This is a genomic window from Streptomyces sp. P9(2023), assembly GCF_032436795.1.
Classification (GTDB): Bacteria; Actinomycetota; Actinomycetes; order Streptomycetales; family Streptomycetaceae; genus Streptomyces.
Map to the genome: position 1 here is coordinate 43,549 of NZ_JAUPWM010000040.1, position 20,703 is coordinate 64,251.

The following is a 20,703-nucleotide window of genomic DNA, read 5'->3' on the forward strand; positions in this document are numbered from 1 at the left end:
CCTCAGCCGCAACACTCCGCGTTCACGCACCGGCCGCGCAGGCCTACCGCCTCCGCAGGCGACGTCCGACGCGCCTCCACCACGACGCACGGGGTGCGGGCCGGCCGTCCGAGGTCCGGCCCTCCGGCTCGGGGGCGGCCACCGGACGCGCCGGCGCTGCCGGCATCGCGCCGCTCTGGGTGGGGGGCGCCGGAAGCGGGGCCTGGACCTCGTCGGCCTTGGGAGAGCGTGGATCGAACTTCACCGGCAGTTCCGTCAGATGCCGGGCCCAGGTGGAGGAACGCCAGGTGAGGCTCTCCTCGGGGACCGCCAGGGCGATGTCCGGAAGCCGGGTGAGCAGGATGTCGATGCCGGTGTCGGCGATGATGCGGGCGATGTCCTGACCGGGGCATTCGTGCGTACCGGCGCTGAAGGACAGGTGCGCGCGGTTGTGGTGCACGGGGGTGGAGGGATCCGGGCGGATCGCCTGGTCGACGTTTCCGGCGGCCAGGCCCAGCAGGAGCATGTCGCCCGCCTTGATCTCCTGTCCACCGAGGGTGGTGTCACCGTTGGCCCAGCGGCTCGGGCACACCATCAGCGGCGGCTCGTCCCATAGCACCTGCTCCACGGCCTCGGGCAAGGTCATCTGGCCGCCGGCCAGCGAACCGCGGAACCGGGGGTCGGTGACGACCATGCGGAGGACGTTGGACATGAGGTTGGCGGTCGTCTCGTACCCGGCGAGCAGGATGAGGCGCAGGTGGTGCTGGACCTCCTCATCCGTGAGGTTGGCAGGATGGGCCATCAGCGCGGAGGCGATGTCGTGCCCCGGGCGGGAACGCTTGGCGACGACGAGCCGTTCGAGGCTCTCCAACACATAGGCGTTGCTGGCGAGCGACGTCTCGGTGGCCTTGAAGAGGTCACGGGCGGCGTGCACGAGCTTGGGGCCGGACTCCTCCGACGCTCCGAGCAGGTGGGTCAGCGTGAGCATGGGCAGGTGCTCGGTGAACCGGGCGACGAGCTCCGCCTCGCCGCTCTCGCAGAACGTGTCGATCAACTGGTGGGCGAAGCGGGTGATGTCGCGGCGGATCCCGCGATGGTCGAACTGGCTGAGGCCGGCCGTGACCGCACCACGCAGGCGCTGATGTTCTTCGCCGTCCGCGCAGACGCAGTCGGGACGCCAGCCGATCATCGGCACGAGCGGCGAGGTGGCGGGGTCGATCTCCCCGCTCTTCCAGCCGTGCCAGACACGGGGGTCGCGGGAGAACTGGGTCGGGCGGCTGGCCACGTCGCGGTTCTCGAGATACCCCAGGACGAGCCAGGCGCGTACGTCGCCGTCGAGGAGGACGGGCGCCACCGGACCATGGGCGGCGCGCAGCTTCTCGTACAGGCCCATGGGGTCCGTCTCGGCGGCGGCGCCGTAGAGCCGGGTGGCTCCGTCGGTTCCCGTGGCGGTGTGGGCCGGGCAGCCCGGGGGCGGGATCGCCCCGGACGTCGCGGTGGCGTGTTCGGAGGGTGGGACGGTCATGCGGTCTCCTGGGCGGCGGCGAGGGTGTACAGGTAGCCCATCAGCGAGAGCAGGGCGTCACGGCAGGACGCCCGGTCCCGTGCGTCACACGTGACGATGGGCACGGATTCGCTGAGGGCGAGAGCTGCGCGCAGATCCGGTACGGGGTACTTGGGGGCCTCCGGGAAGGCGTTGACGGCCACGACGAACGGGACGCGGCGGTCTTCGAGACGGGTGATGACCTCGAAGGAGACCTCGATCCTGCGGGTGTCGACGAGGACCACGGCGCCGAGCGCGCCTTCGAAGATGCCGTTCCACAGGAACCAGAAGCGCTCCTGTCCCGGCGTCCCGAACAGATAGAGGATCAGCTCCTGATTGATGCTGATCCTTCCGAAGTCCAGCGCGACGGTCGTGGTCTTCTTGCCTTCGGCGCCGGGGTTGTGGTCGATCCCTACGCCTGCCTGCGTCATGGTCTCTTCGGTGGTCAGGGGCGGGATCTCGCTCACCGCCCCGACCATGGTCGTCTTGCCGACGCCGAAGCCGCCGACGATCACGACCTTGACTCCCCTGGCGCCGTGGGGCAGCAGCACGTCGGTGCCACGCGGGCCGGCTCCGGGCGCGTCAGAGCTTACGTAGTCCATGGATCACCGCCTCCAGCAGGCCGCGTTCGGGGTAGGCCGCCACCGGCACGGGTGCGATCGCCTCGACCCGCTCGGCGTCGACCAGTTTGGAGAGCAGCGCGGTGACGACGCTGAACGGAAGACTGAGGTACGCCGAGACCTCGGCCACCGAGAGCGGGTAGGTGCACATGGTGAGGATCGCCGCCTGCTCGGGCTGCATCGCGGGTTCGGGCTCGGACCTCGCGGCGATGAGGGTGACCAGGTTGAAGGTGTTGGCCGAGGAACCCGGGCCGCCGGTGATGACGTAGAGCGGGACAGGAGTGCCTTCTTCCCAGGGGTCCTGGTTCTCCGATGTCACATCGCCTGCCCGACGTCATCACGGGGCGGGCTGGTCATGTGCTGGCCGATCCGCACCACCAACGTCCGCATGCGGTCGCCGAGCAGTCCGGCGTCCACCTCCTGGTCGGCAAGGACCGCGAGATAGGCCCCGGGCCCGGCCGCCATCAAGGAGAAGTATCCGCCGTCGGCCTCGATGCCAACCATCCGAGTCGAACCGTCCCCGTGCGGGAACATCTGCGCGATGGCCCTCGCCAGGCTCTGGATGCCGGAGCAGGCGGCGGCGATCGCGTCGGCGGTGTCGGACGCCGTGTTCGCCTGCCCGATGCAGAGTCCGTCCGACGACAGGACGACCACGTGTCGCACGTACGGGACGCCGCCCACGAGCTCCTTGAGCATCCAGTCCATGTTGGGCAGTGGCTGCATGTTACTCAACCTCATCTGACGGCTCGCTGTGTGGAGTGGAAGGTTCGGCGATCGATCTCTTCTCGCCGTTGAAGGCCTCCCACATCAGACCCGGCTGGCGGGAGGTGCCGGACGGTTCCCGGGAGGCGGTCGGTGCGGCGGGAGGCGTGGGAGTCGCCAGGACGACGGGCTTCGGGACAGGCGACTCCCGTCGGCGTTGCGGGAGTCCGTTGGGGGTCTTCCTGACCTCGGCGGACTCCGTGACGGCCTCGCGCGACGGGGTCGGCCGAGGCAGGATCGGGCCGCCGACGCGCTTCCGGGCGGGCTCCTGGGCCCGCACGACGGGCTGCGGCACCGTGGTGATCAGACGCCGGGGGACGAGCACGACGGCCCGTACACCTCCGTACGCGGAGATACGCAGGTCGACCTCGCAGCCGTGCTCGCGGGCCAGCCGGCTGACGACGGGCAGGCCGAGCTGTGTCACCTCGCCCAGGCCCGCCAGGTGGATACCCGACGAGGACTGCGCCATGACGCGTTCGAGGCGCTGCCGGACCTCTTCGGTGAGTCCGACTCCACGGTCCTCGATCTCGATCGCGATGCCGGAGGGCACCTCGCTCGCGGTCACCTCCACCGGGGTGTGCGGCGGCGAGAACGTCGTGGCGTTGTCGAGCAGCTCGGCGAGCAGATGGATCAGCGGTTCGGCTCCCGGTCCGATCACCGCCACCTCTGTCACCGCCTGCAGCTTCACCCGGGGGTAGTCCACGATCCGTGACATCGCTCCGCGCAGTACGTCGTAGAGCGGAATCGCCTTCGACCACTGGCGTCCGGGCCGCGCGTCACCGAGGACGGCGATGCTGGCCGCGAGGCGGCCGATCAGCGCGTTGCGATGGTCGATGTCCTGCAGACCGCGGGAGACCACGACATCCGTCCCGTGGAGGATCTGCATGGAATGCAGGTCCTTGGCGAGCTGGTGCACGATCGCCTGAACCCGGCGCGCGACCGCCACAAGCGCCCGCTGGGAGGCGTCCCGGGTGCGCTCCTCGGCCTCCACGGCTTCCAGGAGCGTCCGCAGAGCTCCCCTGAGCGCTTCGGTGAACTCGCCGTCGAGGTGCTTCCCGAAGCTGACGGCCTGCAGGATCTCCGAGGCGGGATCGCCCTTCTGCATACGGTCGACAGCCGCGGGCAGGAGCTCTTCGGCGAGCCAGACGGTGGTGGCCCGCTGATCGGCCAGCCGCCCGATCAGGGCGGCCTCGCGTTGCGCGTGGTACTCCTCTGCCGCGGCGCTCGCCCGCGTGTGGCGGGCCGCTTCCACCGATCGCAACCTGCGTGCGGCCTCGGCCGAGGTGACGACCGTCAGGACGACCGCGGCAAGGCCGCACCAGGCAATCGGTGTCCGTATCTGTGCAGGGGAAAGGAGCAACGCCATTGCGGACGCTCCGGCCAGAACTCCAGGGGGAAGAAGCCATATCCGAACAGCCGTAGTCGGCCGGGTTCTGGAAACTGATCCTGCGCGAACCATCAAGGGGTCCCTAAACAGTCTGAAATGAGCGGACTGAGGTGATGCGATGCGCTGATGGCCGCTTCTCTTCGCAAACACGTTCCATCCCCGCGCACCACAGCGTCCATGACTCGCTGTGAGCGCAGCGCAACACATCGGGGAGCATAGTCAGTTCGGGTTCGCCATGTGACTTTGCTGGAAGGACAGGCTCCACTGGTCATTCCGGACCCATAAAACGACCAACGGTCGCGCCAAATACGCAATGAACCGATCAGATTCTGGCGCCTACCGGGCCCCAAGCCTCGACACGCCGGCTCCACGAAGGACTCCCCGTCGCGCGTGTCACTCCCCATCGTTCCGGATGGCTTGCCCGAGGTTCCCGCCTCTCTTGTCGGCGGCGGCAGCCAGACCGAACCGACCGGTCCGGACCCCGGGGAGCAGCGATGCCGACGGCCGCGACCACCGACCGCGCGACCACCGACTGCCCAGGCTCCGGCGTGTTCGCGCATCAGGAGCGCAGGGTGCTCTCCGCGGTCGGGTGCGGACTACGGTCTCCCGCGGTCGGGTGCCGACTACGGTCTCGGCGGTCGGGTGCGGACTGCGGGACGACGAGATCGCCGCGGCGCTCGCCGCCTCCGAGGATGCCGTGGTCGAACACCTCGCGCGGATCCACGTGAACCTCGGTCTGCGCGACCGGGCCGCCGCCAGCATCCACGCCTTCGACTGCGGCCTGGTCGTCCCCGGCCGTGGCCCCAACACGCGGACGGCGCCTGGTGCGGCGCACTGCCGCCGGTCGAGCGGCCGGCGGCCCGAGGTGCGGATCTCCGTGCTCGGACCGCTGCAGGCATGGCAGGACGGGCGACCCCTGAACCTGGGGGCATCTTCGGCGGCAAGTCGTACGGGCGGCGCTGGCGCTGGGCGCGGGCGGACGCGCAGTCGGCAGGAACTGAGCGTGTACGAGGGCCAACGTCCACCGCTGCTCCTCGCACCCATGAGCGGCTGGACCCTTGCCCAATTCCTCCTCCAACTCGGCGTACTTGGCCGCTGACAGCTTCGGCACGTTCGCCGGCCCGGCTGAGCGCAGGGCATCCATGCCACCCTCGCGCCAGGCCCGCCGCCAACGCTCCACCGACCGTTCGCTGACCCGCAGGTCCCGGGCGATCACCGAGGTCCTCTCGGCTGACTCAAACCGGGCACCGCTCTTCTCCTGTCACAACCGACAACGCAACGAAAACCTCAGTACTGCCCGATCTGGTGGTGCGTGGCGCGAACCAACCACGCACCACCAGACCCGCCGATACGGTGCTGAACGGCGCCGACCCGCGCACAGAGATGGAGCAGCATGTCCCCGATCCGCAGTGCCCGGCCGCAACCCGTCGTCGTCGAGCCCGACATGCTCAGCACCGGCCTGTCGCTCTACGGCATCGGCCACTGCGGGAAGGTCAAGCGAGTGGCTCCCGTTCCTCGTTGACGACGTCAGCGTCGACGACTTCATCGCGCAAATCCGAGGTGGAGTCTTCGGCAAGCAGAACAGCGAGGCCGAACTTCGTGCCGGGCTCCAGCGCCTCGCCGAAGCGGGGCTCCTCGAACACGACGACCACGACGACCACGACGACCAGGACGGGCCGCTCGCCCACTGCTTGAGGAACAGATCAAACACTCCCCCGGTAGTCGCCGCCCGCCCCCAGCAGCTCTCTAAGGAGACCCATGTCCGTCGACCAGGACACGCCTCAGGACAGCGACAGCTACCTGTCCATGCACAACGATTGGTTCCCCAGCGGCTGGTCGAGCTATCTGCCCCAGCATCAGTCGATGGTGGTGTGCATGATCTTCGGCACCGCGACGGTCCGGGATCTGCGCGGCAGCATCGACGACGTCGTGCATCAGCTTTTCGACGGTCGGCCCAGTGGCTTCTTCGGCCGGGACGGAGACACCCTCGACTCCCCCCTCGCTTGGATGGACCCCGATGAGCTGAACTACGCCGAGACCGACGAGGAGAAGGCGCAGCTCCTTGCGGATGCCGAAGCCCACCAGGCCAAGTGCGAAGGACTGCTCCACGATGCCGGCCTGGCGGTCCCCACGACGATCCGCGAACTGGCGGACACCATGCTCGCTCTGGGCATCGCCACCCAGAAGAACGGCGCGTGGTCCATGCCCGAGAACATCCCCAGGCCCGAGAACGTCCTGCCGCTGGCAGACGAAGAACGGGCCAGGATCGCGGACACGCGACGCGTCTGGGAGAGCGCCCCTTCGGAGCAGGCCCTGATCAAGTATCTCAAGGACGAGCTGGAGCGCCCGGACGAGGTCTTCACCTCCATCGACCGGCTGGCCGAGGCAGCAGACCTGCGCCACGACGACGTCCGGTACACGCTCGGGCGGATGTTCCGGGAAGGCGAACTCCGGCTGGAACGCGGCGAGGCCCGCGAGCAGGTGCTCCTCGAGGATCTGAAGAACCACCAGCGGTTCCACCTCGTCCTGGACTGGGCGCACTTCGAAGAGAACCGGATCACCATCGTCCGAGGCTGAGCCCCCACGACCTCCGCCGCCGACCGGGGCGCCCAGCCCCGGCCCACTCCAGGGGAACCCATGACCGAGATCCTCAGCGAGAAACCCGTGCGAGATGCCGGCCGAAGAGCAGGAGGACGGATCCGGCGGCGCGGACGTCCAGGGGCAGACTTCGTCCGCCGACGGACCCTGACCGACCTCGCCCGCGAGCCGGTCCGGCCTCGCGGTGGCGAATCCACGACACCGCACTGCGCATCCGGTGAACACGCCGGGCACGGCACCACCCACCAGGCGCCGGCCGCGCACTCCGGCCACGGGCCGGGTCACGCCCCGACGCCCGCCCAGGCCGCCGCACCGGTGACGAGCGGCGCGGGCCCTTCGTACAACGTGGGCCATGGGCCGTTGAAGGCGGCGCCGCCGGCCCTGCCGTGGGCACTGAAGAAGCAGCAGGCCGCGCGTGCGACGCAGGTCGGCGACACCCGTGGCCAGAACGACGGCTCACGCAAGGCGCCCGCCCTGGGCCCGCTCGCCGAGCGACCCGCGGGCAAGCCGTCCGTCCCGAACGTCCCCAAGCCCGACCTGCGATCGCTGCCGGCCTACGGCATCACCATCAGCGACGGCGAGCAGGACATCCCCGGCAAGGACTACCTGGCCTTCAGCGCCAACGTCTGGAACGCCGGCCCGGCGCAGCACGTCGTCGACGGCTTCCGCTCGCCGGGCAAGGACGAGATGGACGCCTTCCAGTACTTCTACGACGCCAAGGGCAAGCAGGTCGGCTACACCCCGACCGGAACCATGGAATGGGACCCGCGGCCGGGCCATGTCCACTGGCACTTCACCGACTTCGCCAGCTACCGACTCCTGAAGGCGGACAAGAAGGAAGCCGTGCGCAGCGGCAAAGAGGCCGTCTGCCTGGCCAACACCGACGCGGTCGACTACACCGTGAAGAACGCCAACTGGCTCCCGTACAACACCGATCTGGCCACCGCCTGCGGCCAGGAGAACTCGATCTCCGTCCGCGAGGTACTCGACGTCGGCTCCGGTGACACGTACACCCAGGACCTGCCGGGCCAGTCGTTCGACATCACCGACGTTCCCAACGGCACCTACTACATCCAGGTGCTGGCGAACCCGGCAAAGAGGCTCAAGGAAACCGACCTCACCAACAACAGCGCCCTACGGAAAATCGTACTCGGCGGCAAGCCCGGCAGCCGGACGGTGACCGTCCCCGCACACGACCTCGTCGACGCCAACTGACCCTCCCCCCTGGGTGGGATCAGTGAACCTGATCCCACCCAGGGGGGTGTGCCCCCATTTCTTTGGACAAGGGAAACGGGGGTGCGTCGGGTCGGCGAGCCGGGCAGCATGGCGGGGTGGCTGATCTGCTGTGGGATGACGTGAGGTGCTTCTTCGACCCGGACTTGATGGGGTCGTTGCCGGACATGCGTGTCCCGGATGCCTTGGTGGAGGACTGGCAGGCGGCCCTCGATCTTGTCGCTGAGAAGGGCTGGAAATGTCAGTACTCCGAAGGGGAGATGGTTCTTCCCGTGCCCCGGGCGGAGGTAGTGCTGTCCCGCCCGGCGGATGCCGAGAGCCCGACCCTGCGGGTCTGGCCGACTGCCGATGTGTTGGCGATCTTCCGTTTCCATGCCGACGATGAAGTCGACTTCGACGTCGACCTGCGGGAGTTGCGGGGCCAGGAGCGCTTGGATGTGTTCTGTGGCTTCCTTCGGGAGATCGGGCGGCGGTTGGGCAAGCCGGTGCTGATGGATCCGGAGGGCGAGTTTGGCCATCCGGTGCTCGGCTTCGATGTCGAAGCCGATCGAGTCGTTGCCCTCGAAGAGCCCCTGGTCACTCATGCTGCTGGGACGGTTCGGCTCTCCCGGCCCGGATCCGCAAGGCTGCCAGGCGGCGGCTGATCACCCCATTACGGCCGAAGGCGCCGAGGATGGCCGAGCGGCTGGTCGAGGAAATATTCGCCGCCTTGGACGTCGAGAGCCGCCCGCACCCGCTCGACCTCGCCCTCCCCCGCAACCACGCCACCTCCTCGCGGAGCTTCTTCTCACAAGCCTCCAGCAGACCAAGCACAGGTTGCGGAGAGCCAAGCGGCACACGGCCCGCAGTTGAGTACCGCAGGGGCCGGCAGGGCCCTGAGCCGACGCTGGGACCGTGACGGCGAACCCAACCCAAGATCGCGCCGTCGCGCGCCCCTCCCCGCACCGCGGCAGCGTGGCCCTCCCCATGTGAACCCGGCGCCTGCTCAGCCGCCCCTACCCGTCAGGGCCGGGGATCCACGACGGGCAGAGAGCGGCTGGTACGCGTCCAGCGGCTCGTTCCAGCTGCCACGCCGACGACGACGGGCACGTGCCCGGCCCTCCAGATGCCGTGGCCGGGCTCCGCGGCGCCGCCAACGCGTGAACGCGCCGCGGGCCCCATCTCCGCCCCGCAGCCCGCGGCGGCGGCGCGGGCGAGCAGGCTGGGCCTAGGTACGGGTCCACGCGCGCACCGTGCCGGAGCTTGCGACGCCATCGAGCAGGACGAACACGCGGGTCCCGTCGTCAGTACACGTCGCGGTGGCATCCCACCGGCGGGTTCGACCGCCGACCCGCAACGCGGTCGCGTACCGCACGCCGTGCTGCTTCGGCCGTGCGCGGTCGACCGCGGCGGGGGCCACTCCCCCGCCACCAAGGCTGGAGTGGAACGACGGCAGGCGCCCAGGGCTCCGGGGCAGGCGGCGCGGCCGACGAGGGACGTCCACGAACCGCCCCGCCGTGCTCGCGCAGGCGGCACGTACACTTCGTCGGCCGAGCGCACCGGCATCGGCGACCCGGACCTGAACACGGCCGCCACCACCGGCGAACGCGCCTCGGCCGACATCGACCCACAGGTACGACCCGCACTCACGCCACACACAGGCCAGGAGCCCGCCCATGCACCACTTCGACGTCGAGACACTCCCGGCCGGCCCGTGGCGCAACGGCGGAGGAACGACCAGAACGATCGTCTCGTCGCCTGCGGGCGCGGAGGGGTTCGGGTGGCGCGCCAGCGTCGCCGACATCGACCGGGACGGGCCGTTCTCGGCGTTCCCCGATGTCGACCGGACACTCACCCTGCTGGCCGGCGATGGCCTGCGGCTGACCTGCCCCGGGGTGTTCGACCGGCTGCTCGCGCGCGCCGGCGAGCCCTTCGCGTTCGCCGGCGACCATACCGCGACCGCCGAACTGCCCGGCGGCCCCTGCCGGGTCCTCAACATCATGGTACGACGCGGCCCTTGGAACGCCCGGGTGTCGCAGGTCACCGTCCCGGTCGTCCCACCCGCCGGACACGCCGGGGTCCTCTACGTACTGCGCGGCAACTGGCAGGCCGCCACCGAGGGGCATGTCCTGGCATCCGGCCAAGGCGTGTGGTGGGACGGAGAGGACTGCGCGTCGGGCGGAGCGGTCACACCGATCACACCCGACGCCACCGCCCTATGGGCAGACATCGCGCCAACCAACTGACTCCAGCCGGCGCCCTGCGACGGACCTCGCCCTTGCCGTACCGGCAGCCACTGCCCAGCCAGTCGTGGTGCCCGGGACCTCACTCGGCCGCAGACAGCCCCTCGTCGATCTCGACGGGACTGACGCAGCATCCAATCCCAGGTGTCCCTACCACGAGCACCTGGGGGACAACGTGAACTTCCGCCTGGGGAAAGCCTTCTCAGGAGCGTCGGTGATAAGCCTTGTTGGCGATGCGCCAACTGTCGTCGACGCGGACCAGCAGGAATATGTCGGTGAAGGTGTCCGCGCCGTGCGAGAGCGTCATGGTCGCGGTCGCGACGGTGCCGTGGACGTCGACGGCGTCGATGCGGCGGGAGCGGATCGGTTCGTCCGGGGCCGACTGGCCGTGGAAGAGAGCGCAGTACTCGTCCAGGGGCCACGAGACGAATGCGCCGTCCCGGATTCCCTCGATGTGGGCGGTGGACAGGAACGCGTCGCGGAAGTGAGTGGGGTCGCCGGTGGCGTGTCCGCGGATGTAGGCGCGGAGCGGTTCGAGCACGGCGTCCGCCACGGCGGGGACCGTGGCGGCAATGGCGATGTCGGCCTCCGGTTCGGCAAGGGTGTCGGCCAGACCGGAGGCGCTGCGCAGAGGTGTGTTCGACGCGTCGGCCAGCAGAGTCATGTCCTTGGCCAGCGCGCCGATGGTGAAGTCGGCGGTGCCGGCAGCCGAGTCGCTGTCGAGGAAGGGGCGTTTGCGGGCCACGAGCCCGCCGAGCTGGCCGAGTTCGAGGACGTCCAGCACCTCGGCGCGCTGCAGGCCGAGGGCGTCGGCTTGCCGCAGTGAGTCGCGCAGTGCGAGGACGGCGCCGGCGAGGCTGTTGTTGGCGACCAGCTTGAGTGCAGCGGCGGTGGCGGCGTCGTCGACGCGCCTCATGGTGCCCAGCGCTTCCAGAACCGGTCGGACTCGATCGAGCGCGCCTGGGCCGGCGGCGGCGAGAATCTGCAGGGCGCCGGCGGCGGCAGCCGGCACGGAGCCGAGCACGGGCGCGTGGACGTAGGACGGGCCGAGTTGCCGGGCCAGCCTTGCCGCCTCGGCGGGGGCGATGGTGCTGGTGTTCAGCACCATCGTGTCCGCTCGCAGCGAGTCGCGGACGTCGTCGTGTACCTGCCGACAGGCCAGTCCGTCGAACAACGCCAGGATCACGAGGTCGGCCATGCCCACGGCGTCATTCGGATCGCCGGTCATCCTGACGGTGCCTGATGTGCGCCCGGAGCGTGTCCAGCCGACGACGTCCCAGTCCTGCGCGGTGAGTCGTGTTGCGATCGCGTCGCCCATGCGCCCCAAGCCGAGGACGGCGATCGTGTGTGGTGCGGTCATGCGGGTCAGAATGGTGCACTGCGATGGCTGCGACCAGCGCAGATTTCGCAGGTCAGCCCTGCTGGATCCGCATACCGGCTGCATACTGGCGCCATGGAACTGACTGTGTGGCAGACCTTCGTGACCGTGTGCCGCCTCGGGTCGCTGTCGGCGGCCGCCGCCGAGCTCAACCACACGCAGTCGGCCGTCTCCCGACAGATCGCCGGACTGGAGCGGCAGCTCGGCGTGCCTCTGATCGAGCGCCATGCGCGCGGTGTGCGTCCGACGCCTGCCGGCGAGGTGTTTCGGCGCAACGCCCTGGCCACGCTCAACGAAGCCGACCGCGCCGTTCTCGCCGCACGAGACGTTCACGACGGGGCGTTCATTCGGCCGCTGGCTGTTGGTGCCACCCCCTCCCTGGCCGCAGGAATCGTTCCCGAGGCGATCCGGGACCTGCTGAAGCAAGCCGGATCCCTCCCTTGGAGCCTGGTCCCCGGCCTGAGCGCACACTTGCACCACCGCGTGATCGCCGGCGATCTCGACATCGCGGTGGTCACCGATGCGCCACCGGGGCTGCCCCATGACTCGCGGGTCGAGCGACGGTTCCTCGGGCTGGACGACATGGTCGTCGTCCTGCCCGTCGGCCATCCGCAGGCCGGGGGCGGTCCGGTGCACATGCAGACGCTGGCCGACCAGACCTGGGTCGAGGACAACGACGGCTCGGCGGCGCTCCTGCGCCAGCACGCCGCCCGCGCCGGAGTCAGCGCCCGCATCGACCTCACCGCGGCCGATCTACTGGGCAAGCTTGCCCTGGTCGCAACCGGTCACGCCATCGCGCTCATCCCCGGGGTGCTGACGTGCGCGCTGCGGACCGACGTCACCACAGTGGCTCTGGTCGACCCCCCGACCCGCGGCATCTACACGATGACACCACGTCGCGACCCGCACCCCTCCGCAGCACCCCTGCTCGACCTGCTCGCCACAGCCTTCACCTCGGTCCGTCCGGCCCAAGCCGCTCACCGACCGACCGCGACGGACAACCACACCACTGCGCCGACACTTCACGACGGCATCACGAAAACGCCCCGAACATAGGGACGTTGCGCCCGGACGGGTGCTCGGCGCCTTTCGACTCCCATCCCAATCCTGGACTCTGGGAGGGAGCTCCTTGTCGGCGTGGGGCTTCGGCACTTACCGCCCGCTGGCCCAGGCCGACCGTCACGGCCAGGTCGAGTACGACGCCCGGTTCCACGCGATCATCGCCGACCTCGTCGGCACCCCGACGGAGCTGGTGACACCTGGCGGCCGCATCGCCTGGCAGCACCGCACCACCGTGTGCGGCACCGCAATCTCGGCGCCCGGCATGGCTTCCGCCGATTGTCCTCTTCGCTTTCCGGGACAGTACAAGCGACCCGGAAACCGGCCTCGACTACAACTTCTTGTACATCTCGGCGTACCCGCTCGGACTGAGCGCCGCACCTCTCCAACACGCGTACGTCCCCAACCCCACGGCCCAACAGCGAAGTTATTCGGCCCAGCCGGCGGCTGTACCCGGCGGGGCCGGAGCCGATGATGATGACGTTGCGTATGTCGTCGTCGGCAGTGGCCGCGTCGGTCACGGGATCAGCCCTGCTTCTTCGCATCGATCTCGGCGATCAGGCCCTCGATGAGGCCCTTGATCTCGTCGCGGATCGGGCGGACGGCCTCGACGCCCTGCCCGGCCGGGTCCTCGAGCTGCCAGTCGAGGTAGGTCTTGCCGGGGAAGTACGGGCAGGCGTCGCCGCAGCCCATGGTGATGATGTAGTCCGACGCCTGCGCGGCCTCGGGGGTGAGGACCTTCGGCTTCTGGTCGGAGATGTCGATGCCCAGCTCGGCCATGGCGGCGACGGCCGAGGGGTTGATCTGCTCGCCGGGCACGGAACCGGCGGAGCGGACCTCGACGCGGTCGCCCGCGAGGTGGCGCAGGAACCCGGCCGCCATCTGGGAGCGGCCCGCGTTGTGGATGCAGACGAACAGGACGGAGGCGGCAGGAGCGGAGGACATCTGTTCTTCCTTGAGGTGAGGCGACTGCGGTGGGGATGTGCGGGGGCTTCAGGGGGCGAGCTGGGTGAGCAGCTCGGTGATGTGGGCGTCGATGGCGTCGCGGATATCGCGGACGACGGCGATCGGCGCTTCATCAATGTCAGCCACGGGCCAGTCGAGGTAGCGGCGACCGGGCATGACGGGGCAGACATCGCCGCAACCCATCGTGATCACGACGTCGGCGGCCCCGACGACCTCTTGGGTCAGCGGCTTGGGATAGGCATCGGCCAGGTCCACGCCGGCCTCGCTGAGGGCCTGCGCGATGTGCGCCTCCACCGCGTCGTCGGGGCGGGTGCCCGCGGAGGAGAACCGTTACCCGCTCGCCTGCCCAGTGGGCCAGGAGAGCCGCAGCCATCTGGGAGCGGCCGGCGTTCTGGCTGCACACGAACAGCACTCGGTTCGGCCCGCTCGTCAGCCCTTGGGTGTGGGCGAGGGCGTCCAGGCGTTCGTCCTCTGATCGCCCGCGCCGCCGCCGAGCTGGTCGGCACCGCGGCCCTGGTCGCGATCGTCGTCGGCTCCGGCATCCAGGCCACGAAGCTCACCCAGGACGTGGCTCTCCGGTTGCTGGCCAACTCCACCGCCACCGTGTTCGGGCTCGGCGTCCTGATCGCCCTGCTCGGTCCGGTGTCCGGGGCTCACTTCAACCCGGCCGTCACCCTGGCCGAGTGGTGGACCGCCCGCCGCGGCGGCGCCGGAGTCACCGCCCGCGAGTTCGCTGTTTACGTGCCTTCGCAGATCGTCGGTGCGATCGCGGGCGCGATCCTGGCCGACGCCATGTTCGGCGAGCCGCTGGTGAAGTGGTCCACCCACGACCGCTCCGCCGGAAACCTCCTCCTCGGCGAGGTCGTCGCGACCGCCGGCCTGATCCTGCTGATCTTCGGCCTGGCCCGCACCGACCGGCTCCGCTTCGCCCCCGTCGCGGTCGCCTCGTACATCGGCGCCGCCTACTGGTTCACCTCCTCCACGTCCTTCGCCAACCCGGCCGTCACCATCGGCCGCGCCTTCACCGACACCTTCGCGGGCATCGCCCCGGCCTCCGTCGCCGGCTTCATCGGCATGCAACTGGTCGGCGCGATCGTGGGCCTGGCGCTGGTGGCGGTCATCTTCATGCGCGGCAAGAACGACACGGAGCAGCCCGCGGGATGACGCAGCGCACGAACGTGGTGGTGATCGGCGGCGGCCAAGCAGGGCTCGCCGCCGGGTACCACCTGCGCCGTCTGGGCGTCGAGCACGTCATCCTCGACGCCCAGACTGCCCCCGGTGGGGCCTGACAGCACACCTGGGACTCCCTCCATCTGTTCTCCCCAGCCCAGTACTCCTCGCTGACCGGGCGGCTGATGCCCGCCCGGCGCGGCCAGACGTACCCGGACGCGGCGCATGTCGTGGAGTACCTCGCCGATTACGAGAAGCGGTTCGAGCTGCCGGTCCAGCACGGCGTGGGGGTCGACGCGGTCCATCGCGACGGCGCTTGTCTGCGGGTGGAGAGCGACGCGGGCGACTGGCGGGCCCGCGCGGTCATCAGCGCGACCGGCACCTGGACCCGCCCGTTCATCCCCGCCGTCCCCGGTCGCCGGGAGTTCGCCGGCCGCCAGCTCCACACGGTGCGGTACAAGAGCCCCGCCGAGTTCGCAGGCAGGCGGGTGATCGTCGTCGGCGGCGGCAACTCCGGCGCCCAGATCGCCGCCGACCTCGCCTCCGTGGCCGAACTGACGTGGGTCACCCAGCGTCCGCCCCGCTACCTGGCCGACGACATCGACGGCCGCGCCCTCTTCGACGCGGCCACCGGCCGCCGCCGCGCACTGGACGCCGGCCGCACCGACACCGGTGGCGTGGCCTCCCTCGGCGACATCGTGGCTGTGCCGCCCGTACGCGCCGCCCGCGACGCCGGACTCCTGCACGCGAAGCCGATGTTCACCCGCCTCACCACCACCGGCGCCGAGTGGGCCGACGGCACCCGCACGGAAGCAGACGCGGTCATCTGGTGCACCGGCTTCCGCCCAGCCCTCGCCCACTTCGCCTCACTGCGCCTGCGGGGCGCCCGCGGCCACATCGCGACCGTCGGCACCCGGGCCGTCGACGAACCGCGGCTGCACCTGCTCGGTTACGGAGACTGGACGGGCCCGGCCTCTGCCACCCTCATCGGCGTCGGCCGTCCCGCGCGCGCCGCCGCCCGCGAGATCGCATCCCTGCTGTCCGGGCTGAGCGGGTAGAACGCAGTGCGGTCAGGTGATGGCGGGGTTGCGGCGCTCCAGCAGGACCACGTCGCGCCACACGCCGTGGTGGCGGCCGATGCACTCACGGGTACCGATGACCCGGAAACCGGCCCGCTGATGAAGGGCCAGGCTCGCAAGGTTCTCGGGGAAGATGCCGGACTGGATCGTCCAGATCCCCGCAGCCTCCGTCGAGCCGATCAGTGAGGTGAGGAGCTGCATGGCGACGCCTTGCCCACGGGCGGCCCGGTGGACGTAGACCGAGTGCTCGACCACGCCCGCGTACGCGCACCGGTCCGAGACCGCGCTCGCCGCGACCCAAGCCCAGGACCTTGCCGTCCTCGCCGACGGCGGCGAAGCGGTGCTCCGGCAGTCTGCCCGCCTCGAACACCTGCCACGAGGGGGCGGTGGTCTCGAAGGTGGCGTGCCCTCGTCGATCCCCGCCTGGTAGATCGCCAGGACCTCATCCGCATGCGTTTCGGCCAGCGGCACGATCGTGATTGCTCATGCGGATGCCGCCCGGGTCAGCAGCTGTCCCATCGCGGCGAGCACCGAGGGCTCGACCCGGTAGTACACCCAGGTGCCGCGCCGCTCGGAGGACAGCAGCCCGGCCTCGCGCAGCTTCTTCAGGTGATGGGAGACCGTCGGCTGGGAGACACCCACGTCGGAGATGTCGCACACGCATGCCTCGCCGCCCTCGTGCGAGGCGACCAGCGAGAACAGCCGCAGGCGTACCGGGTCACCCAGGGCCTTGAACATGACGGCGGTCCGCTCGGCCTCCTCGGCCGTCAGCGGGCGCTCCGACAGAGGCGGGCAGCACGCCGCCACGGCCTCCGGCTCCAGCAGCGGCAACACCTTCGTAGTCATGCCCCCATCATCCGACGAATTTCGACAGATGTCTATGTTGACGAACGTCGATCCAAGGTCCACTCTGTAGGCGTCAGGACATCGACAGACGTCTAATCAATTGGGGAGCCCGCCGTGAACGCATCCACCGAAGCCCTGCCCGTCGTCGTGATCGGCGCCGGCCCGATCGGACTCGCCGCGGCCGCCCGCCTCATCGAGCGGGACATCGAGCCCCTGGTTCTGGAGGCCGGACCGGCCGCCGCCTCCGCCGTGCGCGACTGGTCGCACGTACGCCTCTTCTCCACCTGGTCCGAGGTCGTCGACCCGGAGGCCGAGAAGCTCCTCGCCCCTACCGGCTGGGTAAAGCCGGACGGTGCCACCTACCCGTCCGGTGGCGACTGGGCCGAGCTCTACCTCCAGCCCCTGGCCGACGTCCTCGGCGGCCGTGTCCGCTACAACGCGACCGTCACCGGCGTCTCCCGGGCCGGCCGGGACCGCATCGTCGACGCCGACCGTGACGCCCAGCCCTTCGTCATCCACCTCACTGGCCCTGGCGGCCGCGAGGAGCGGATCTTCGCCCGCGCCGTGATCGACGCCTCCGGAACCTGGACCACCCCCAGCCCGGCCGGCGGCAGCGGACTGGCCGCCCTCGGCGAGAAGGCTGCGTCCGACCGGATCTCGTACCGCGTCCCCGACCTGAAGGACCATGCCGTCCGGGCCAGGTACGCGGGCAAGCGCACTGCCGTCATCGGCTCCGGAGCCTCGGCTTTCACCGCCCTCGCCCACCTCGCCGACCTCGCGAAGGACGAGCAGGGCACCCACGCGCTGTGGATCCTCCGTCGCGGCATCTCCGGCTCCACCTTCGGCGGCGGCGCAGCCGACCAGCTCCCCGCCCGCGGCGCCCTCGGCCTCGCCGCCAAGGCGGCCGTCGACGGCGGGTACGCCGACGCGGTCACCGGCTTCCGCACCGACGCCGTCGAGCGTGACACCGACGGTCGCCTGGTCCTCGTGGGCGAGGACGGCCGCCGCCTGGACCCCGTAGACGAGGTCATCGTCCTCACCGGCCTCCGCCCCGACCTCACCTTCCTCGACGAACTCCGACTGGGCCTCGACGAGCGCCTCCAGGCCCCCACCGCCCTCGCCCCGCTGATCGACCCCAACCAGCACTCCTGCGGCACCGTCTACCCGCACGGCGTCAACGAGCTCTCCCACCCGGAGAAGGGCGTCTACCTGGTGGGCATGAAGTCCTACGGCCGCGCCCCGACCTTCCTCGCCATGACCGGCTACGAGCAGGTCCGCTCCATCGCCGCCCACCTCGCCGGTGACCAGGAAGCCGCCGAGCGCGTCGAGCTCACCCTCCCCGAGACCGGAGTCTGCGGCGGCGCGGGCCTCTTCGATCAGCCCGCAGCAGCCGAGGAGACCAGTGGCGGCTGCTGCGCCGCCCCGGCCACCCTCACCATCGGCGCCCCCGCCTGCACTTCCGGCGGCTGCTGACCGAGGTGACCAACACCGAGGCCGGCGTGGCCGCGACCGGGACGGGGGTCCGGTCGCGGCCACGCGGCGTCCTCCCAGCCCTCTGCGCTACTCAGATCACGAGCTGGGGCATCGTCTACTACGCCTTCCCCGTCCTGCTCCCGCGCCTGACGGCCGACACCGGCTGGTCCGTCGACGCAGCCACCGCCGCGTTCTCCCTCGCCCTGCTCGTCTCGGCCGTGGCGGGCATCCCCGTCGGCCGGATCCTCGACCGCCGAGGGCCGCGTGCCGTGATGACCGCCGGCTCCGTGCTCGGCACGCTTGCCCTACTGGTGATGGCGGCCGCCCCCAATCTCGCTGCATTCTGCGTGGGTTGGCTGCTCGCGGGCGTGGCCATGGCCGCCACCTTCTACCCGCCCGCCTTCGCCGCCCTCACCCGCTGGTGGGGGCCCGACCGCGTCCGCGCCCTGACGATCGTCACGCTCGCAGGCGGACTCGCCTCCACGGTCTTCGCGCCTTTGACCGCAGCCCTCGCCGAGCGGTTGAGCTGGCGCGCCACGTACGTGGTCCTCGCGGTGATCCTGGCCGCAGTCACCATCCCCGCGCATGCCCTGGCGCTTCGTGCCCCCTGGCCGGCCGCCCCACCGCCGCCACCCGCCTCCGATCACACCCCCATTCCCCGCAGCCGCCCCTTCCTCCTCCTGGCAGCAGCCTTCACCCTCTCCAGCTTCGCCATGTACGCCGTCGTGATGGGCCTGATCCCGCTCCTCACCGAACGCGGCGCCGATGCGACAACCGCCGCCTGGGCACTCGGCCTCGGCGGAGCCGGCCAGAGCTTCGGCCGCACCCTGTACTCCGGCCTTGCCGCCCGTACCTCGGTCACCGTCCGCACCGTCACCCTGATCACGCTGGGCGCAGCGACGACAGCTGCCCTCGCCCTGATACCCGGCCCGATGCCGCTACTGGTCGTGCTGGCGGTCCTGGCCGGTGTCGTACGAGGCAACCTGACCCTGCTTCAGGCCACCGCCGTCACCGACCGCTGGGGCACCACCGACTACGGCCGCCTCTCGGCCATCTTGGGTGCCCCGGCCCACCTGGCGGCTGCCCTGGCCCCCTGGGCCGGTGCCGCCTTGGCCGCCCCTCTGGGCGGCTACCCCCACTTGTTCGCTGCCCTGGCAGCTTTCTCCCTCGTGGCCGCGCTGCTGGCTGCCGCCGCCTCCGCAGCGGGTCGCGAGGAACGAGCCATGGCCAACGGGCGCTCTTACTGACACGCGTCGCCCTGCCCAGACTGCTGCTCTGAGACCAAGGGAGGGGAACGGGGTGGCAGTTCGCAAGAATCGGCGCCGTTCGGCCGCGCGGAAACGGCGGGAGGACCGGCGCAAGGCGGCATTGATCGCAGGCATCGCCGGAGTGGCCCTGCTTGTGCTGCTCTGGTCGGTGATCTGGCCTTACGTCGTAGGGACCTTGACTCTCGGCACAGTCGGCGGGGGCGGGTGGTGGCTGTGGAAGACCGACCGGCTCATCCGAGGTGACGACGAGAAGTGGCGCCATGAGAACGCGGTCAGCGCCGGCCATCGGACCCTCGCCGAGGTCGACGCGATGGAAGCCACGGAGTTCGAGGACTTCGTGGCCGACCTCTGCCGACGGGACGGCTGCACCGAGGTCCGCCGGGTCGGCCGCACGGGCGACGACGGGGCCGACGTACGCGGACGGCTGCCGGACGGCCGCACGATGGTGATTCAGTGCAAGCGCTACAACCCGAAGCGGAAGATATCCAGCGGCGAGGTCCGCGACCTCCTCGGCTCACAGGTCCACTTCCGCGCAGACGTCGCGATCTTCGTGACCACGACGTACTTCAGCGGCCCGGCCGAACGCTGCGCCGTCCAGAACGCCGTCCTCGCCGTGCACCGCGACCACCTCGGCCTCTGGAACACCGGCACGGCCCTCCCGGCGCTCACCGCCGTGAATGGCTCCGGCCAGGGCGACCGCCGACACGCCGTCCGGCGGAAGGAGACGTACGAGTAACCGCGGATCCACAGGACCGCGCAGGCCGGCGGTGCCTTCCTCGCGCGGTCTGCGGATCGGGTCTGGCCTTCATGGTCGTGCGTCCGCACGGGCGGACGAACGATGGCCCCGGTGCCGACCGCTGCCTCACCCGCGCGAGGGAATCTGTCCAACTCAACCTCGGCAGAACAGCCTGTCCCATCCTCAGCTACACCCAAGCCGCGAGACACAGTCCCCAGAGTCTGCCAGTCTCCGGCTTTGGGCAGCTCGACGTACGGGCCGTCCTCGCCGTAGGCGCGCTCCTCCAGGTCGTGCCCGTGGTCCTGCCGCCGACCTCCCCCGTCCGAGCCCTGCGGGACATGCCCGCCCCGCCCGACTCCCCGGCCGTGCCGCCCGCCCGTGAAG

General features: G+C 70.4%; 19 protein-coding genes and 4 pseudogenes. 11 read left to right on the forward strand and 12 right to left on the reverse strand.

Going from position 1 to position 20,703, the window contains the following annotated elements; all coding sequences use genetic code 11:
• Positions 1 to 43: 43 nt before the first annotated feature.
• The 5 genes from Q5762_RS31570 to Q5762_RS31590 are packed head-to-tail and all read right to left on the reverse strand — an operon-like array spanning position 44 to position 4,156.
• The gene (locus tag Q5762_RS31570) at positions 44 to 1,504 is read right to left on the reverse strand and encodes a cytochrome P450 (protein ID WP_315895695.1); all 1,461 of its coding nucleotides are present in this window, start codon (positions 1,502 to 1,504) and stop codon (positions 44 to 46) included.
• Entirely contained in the window at positions 1,501 to 2,124 is a 624-nt protein-coding gene (locus Q5762_RS31575; protein WP_315895696.1) for an ATP/GTP-binding protein, read from the reverse strand. The genes Q5762_RS31570 and Q5762_RS31575 overlap by 4 nt, the downstream gene beginning before the upstream one ends.
• The gene (locus Q5762_RS31580) at positions 2,105 to 2,461 is read right to left on the reverse strand and encodes a DUF742 domain-containing protein (protein ID WP_315895697.1); all 357 of its coding nucleotides are present in this window, start codon (positions 2,459 to 2,461) and stop codon (positions 2,105 to 2,107) included. Before Q5762_RS31580 ends, Q5762_RS31575 begins: the two co-directional genes overlap by 20 nt.
• Positions 2,458 to 2,865, reverse strand: coding sequence for a roadblock/LC7 domain-containing protein (locus Q5762_RS31585; RefSeq protein WP_315895698.1), 408 nt, complete (start codon positions 2,863 to 2,865; stop codon positions 2,458 to 2,460). The genes Q5762_RS31580 and Q5762_RS31585 overlap by 4 nt, the downstream gene beginning before the upstream one ends.
• A 1-nt stretch (position 2,866) precedes the next feature.
• Complete coding sequence (locus Q5762_RS31590) at positions 2,867 to 4,156, reverse strand: ATP-binding protein (protein WP_315895699.1); 1,290 nt, start codon at positions 4,154 to 4,156, stop codon at positions 2,867 to 2,869.
• 751 nt (positions 4,157 to 4,907) lie between these two features.
• On the opposite strand from Q5762_RS31590, the gene Q5762_RS31595 reads away from it, so the two are divergent.
• Complete coding sequence (locus tag Q5762_RS31595; RefSeq protein ID WP_315895716.1) at positions 4,908 to 5,390, forward strand: hypothetical protein; 483 nt, start codon at positions 4,908 to 4,910, stop codon at positions 5,388 to 5,390.
• Between the two features lie 27 nt (positions 5,391 to 5,417).
• Here Q5762_RS31595 and Q5762_RS31600 read toward each other — a convergent pair.
• A pseudogene (locus Q5762_RS31600) lies at positions 5,418 to 5,507 on the reverse strand (helix-turn-helix domain-containing protein); the annotation flags it as partial.
• Between the two features lie 277 nt (positions 5,508 to 5,784).
• Complete coding sequence (locus tag Q5762_RS31605; protein ID WP_315895700.1) at positions 5,785 to 5,979, reverse strand: hypothetical protein; 195 nt, start codon at positions 5,977 to 5,979, stop codon at positions 5,785 to 5,787.
• Between the two features lie 70 nt (positions 5,980 to 6,049).
• Between Q5762_RS31605 and Q5762_RS31610 the strand changes: the two genes are divergently transcribed.
• The 4 genes and pseudogenes from Q5762_RS31610 (at position 6,050) to Q5762_RS31625 (ending at position 10,347) form a co-directional block, all read left to right on the forward strand.
• Positions 6,050 to 6,868 (forward strand): DUF6042 family protein, encoded by an 819-nt coding sequence (locus tag Q5762_RS31610; protein ID WP_315895701.1) that lies wholly within the window; start codon positions 6,050 to 6,052, stop codon positions 6,866 to 6,868.
• Between the two features lie 234 nt (positions 6,869 to 7,102).
• A pseudogene (locus Q5762_RS31615) lies at positions 7,103 to 8,104 on the forward strand (lysyl oxidase family protein); the annotation flags it as partial.
• Positions 8,105 to 8,220: 116 nt separating this feature from the next.
• The gene (locus Q5762_RS31620) at positions 8,221 to 8,766 is read left to right on the forward strand and encodes a hypothetical protein (protein WP_315895702.1); all 546 of its coding nucleotides are present in this window, start codon (positions 8,221 to 8,223) and stop codon (positions 8,764 to 8,766) included.
• A 1,011-nt stretch (positions 8,767 to 9,777) separates the two neighbouring features.
• Positions 9,778 to 10,347, forward strand: coding sequence for a HutD family protein (locus Q5762_RS31625; RefSeq protein WP_315895703.1), 570 nt, complete (start codon positions 9,778 to 9,780; stop codon positions 10,345 to 10,347).
• A gap of 199 nt (positions 10,348 to 10,546) precedes the next feature.
• Here the strand turns inward: Q5762_RS31625 and Q5762_RS31630 are convergent, their stop codons facing one another.
• A complete protein-coding gene (locus Q5762_RS31630) occupies positions 10,547 to 11,704 on the reverse strand; it encodes a nuclear transport factor 2 family protein (RefSeq protein ID WP_315895704.1) in 1,158 nt (385 codons plus the stop codon).
• Positions 11,705 to 11,797: 93 nt separating this feature from the next.
• Here Q5762_RS31630 and Q5762_RS31635 point away from each other — a divergent pair, with 93 nt between their 5' ends.
• Positions 11,798 to 12,778, forward strand: a complete 981-nt coding sequence (locus tag Q5762_RS31635; protein WP_315895705.1) for a LysR family transcriptional regulator — start codon at positions 11,798 to 11,800, stop codon at positions 12,776 to 12,778.
• 528 nt (positions 12,779 to 13,306) lie between these two features.
• Here the strand turns inward: Q5762_RS31635 and Q5762_RS31640 are convergent.
• On the reverse strand, positions 13,307 to 13,726 hold the full coding sequence (locus Q5762_RS31640) for an arsenate reductase ArsC (protein ID WP_315895706.1): 420 nt from the start codon (positions 13,724 to 13,726) through the stop codon (positions 13,307 to 13,309).
• Between the two features lie 48 nt (positions 13,727 to 13,774).
• A complete protein-coding gene (locus Q5762_RS31645; protein WP_315895707.1) occupies positions 13,775 to 14,041 on the reverse strand; it encodes an arsenate reductase ArsC in 267 nt (88 codons plus the stop codon).
• Here Q5762_RS31645 and Q5762_RS31650 point away from each other — a divergent pair.
• Together Q5762_RS31650 and Q5762_RS31655 are read left to right on the forward strand one after the other, a co-directional pair.
• Positions 14,030 to 14,911, forward strand: coding sequence for an aquaporin (locus tag Q5762_RS31650; protein WP_399495313.1), 882 nt, complete (start codon positions 14,030 to 14,032; stop codon positions 14,909 to 14,911). The two genes, Q5762_RS31645 and Q5762_RS31650, sit on opposite strands and share 12 nt — an antisense overlap.
• Positions 14,908 to 15,975 (forward strand): annotated as a pseudogene (locus Q5762_RS31655) (ArsO family NAD(P)H-dependent flavin-containing monooxygenase). Before Q5762_RS31650 ends, Q5762_RS31655 begins: the two are co-directional and overlap by 4 nt.
• Positions 15,976 to 15,987: 12 nt before the next feature.
• On the opposite strand, the pseudogene Q5762_RS31660 reads toward Q5762_RS31655, so the two are convergent.
• Positions 15,988 to 16,476: pseudogene (locus Q5762_RS31660) on the reverse strand (GNAT family N-acetyltransferase).
• A gap of 3 nt (positions 16,477 to 16,479) precedes the next feature.
• Complete coding sequence (locus tag Q5762_RS31665; protein ID WP_315895708.1) at positions 16,480 to 16,842, reverse strand: metalloregulator ArsR/SmtB family transcription factor; 363 nt, start codon at positions 16,840 to 16,842, stop codon at positions 16,480 to 16,482.
• A 114-nt stretch (positions 16,843 to 16,956) separates the two neighbouring features.
• Here Q5762_RS31665 and Q5762_RS31670 point away from each other — a divergent pair, with 114 nt between their 5' ends.
• From Q5762_RS31670 to Q5762_RS31680, 3 genes are read left to right on the forward strand one after another with little or no spacing between them, the layout of a single operon-like run.
• Positions 16,957 to 18,315, forward strand: a complete 1,359-nt coding sequence (locus Q5762_RS31670; RefSeq protein ID WP_315895709.1) for an NAD(P)-binding domain-containing protein — start codon at positions 16,957 to 16,959, stop codon at positions 18,313 to 18,315.
• 5 nt (positions 18,316 to 18,320) lie between these two features.
• Positions 18,321 to 19,562, forward strand: coding sequence for an MFS transporter (locus Q5762_RS31675; protein WP_399495314.1), 1,242 nt, complete (start codon positions 18,321 to 18,323; stop codon positions 19,560 to 19,562).
• Between the two features lie 52 nt (positions 19,563 to 19,614).
• On the forward strand, positions 19,615 to 20,319 hold the full coding sequence (locus tag Q5762_RS31680) for a restriction endonuclease (RefSeq protein ID WP_315895710.1): 705 nt from the start codon (positions 19,615 to 19,617) through the stop codon (positions 20,317 to 20,319).
• The last annotated feature ends 384 nt before the right edge of the window (positions 20,320 to 20,703 follow it).

Coding starts and splice junctions, on each gene's coding strand:
- Q5762_RS31635 (WP_315895705.1), top strand. CDS start 11,798: ATGGAACTGACTGTGTGGCAGACCTTCGTGACCGTGTGCCGCCTCGGG.
- Q5762_RS31575 (WP_315895696.1), bottom strand. CDS start 2,124: ATGGACTACGTAAGCTCTGACGCGCCCGGAGCCGGCCCGCGTGGCACC.
- Q5762_RS31610 (WP_315895701.1), top strand. CDS start 6,050: ATGTCCGTCGACCAGGACACGCCTCAGGACAGCGACAGCTACCTGTCC.
- Q5762_RS31665 (WP_315895708.1), bottom strand. CDS start 16,842: ATGACTACGAAGGTGTTGCCGCTGCTGGAGCCGGAGGCCGTGGCGGCG.
- Q5762_RS31585 (WP_315895698.1), bottom strand. CDS start 2,865: ATGCAGCCACTGCCCAACATGGACTGGATGCTCAAGGAGCTCGTGGGC.
- Q5762_RS31625 (WP_315895703.1), top strand. CDS start 9,778: ATGCACCACTTCGACGTCGAGACACTCCCGGCCGGCCCGTGGCGCAAC.
- Q5762_RS31630 (WP_315895704.1), bottom strand. CDS start 11,704: ATGACCGCACCACACACGATCGCCGTCCTCGGCTTGGGGCGCATGGGC.
- Q5762_RS31640 (WP_315895706.1), bottom strand. CDS start 13,726: ATGTCCTCCGCTCCTGCCGCCTCCGTCCTGTTCGTCTGCATCCACAAC.
- Q5762_RS31570 (WP_315895695.1), bottom strand. CDS start 1,504: ATGACCGTCCCACCCTCCGAACACGCCACCGCGACGTCCGGGGCGATC.